Annotated in this window: 1 protein-coding gene; it reads left to right on the top strand. The window is 62.6% G+C overall.

The genetic code is table 11. From position 1 onward, the window contains the following. On the top strand, positions 1 to 404 hold a 404-nt coding region (locus tag ACFC0D_RS38555; RefSeq protein ID WP_376446778.1), incomplete at its 5' end, for a fimbrial protein. Positions 405 to 577: the final 173 nt, after the last annotated feature.

The following is a 577-nucleotide window of genomic DNA, read 5'->3' as shown; positions in this document are numbered from 1 at the left end:
ACCTGAAGGTTCCCACCAGCCAGCTGTCTGATACACCCGTGAAACTTCTGGACGTCGCTGCGGTCGATCTTCCCGCCAGCGGCAGTCATACGGGCGAACGCAGTTTCGATGTCGCCATGAACTGCAACGGTGCTTTCCCGGTTGAGATGGTGCTGACCGATGCCAACCTTCCGGGCAATACCGGCAGCCGTCTGGCGCCGACTGCAAACAGCACCGCAGGTGCGGTGCGTGTGGAGTTGCTTCGCGAAGGCGTGCCGGTAGAGCTGGGCAAGACCTGGACGATTCCGCTCACCCAGAACGGACGGCAGAACATCACCCTGGCCGCGCGCTACTACCGTGAGGCGGGCACGTTCCATGGTGGCGTGGTGGAAGGGCAGGCGGTGATCACCGCCACCTACCGATAGCTCTGCACGCAGAGCAGAAAGGCAGAGGTAACTACATGATGAAATTTCCATTCTTCAGTGGCATCGGCCGCCGCTGCCCCCTGCTGGTGCTGCTCAGCTGCGGCGTGCTGGCGCCGTTTGCAGCGCAGGCCTGCACCAGTGCGCATGCCGGGGCCAGTACCAGCATCAGAATC

Source organism: Streptomyces sp. NPDC056222 (assembly GCF_042264065.1).
Taxonomy (GTDB): Bacteria; Actinomycetota; Actinomycetes; order Streptomycetales; family Streptomycetaceae; genus Streptomyces.
This window is presented reverse-complemented; position numbering and strand designations above follow the sequence as displayed.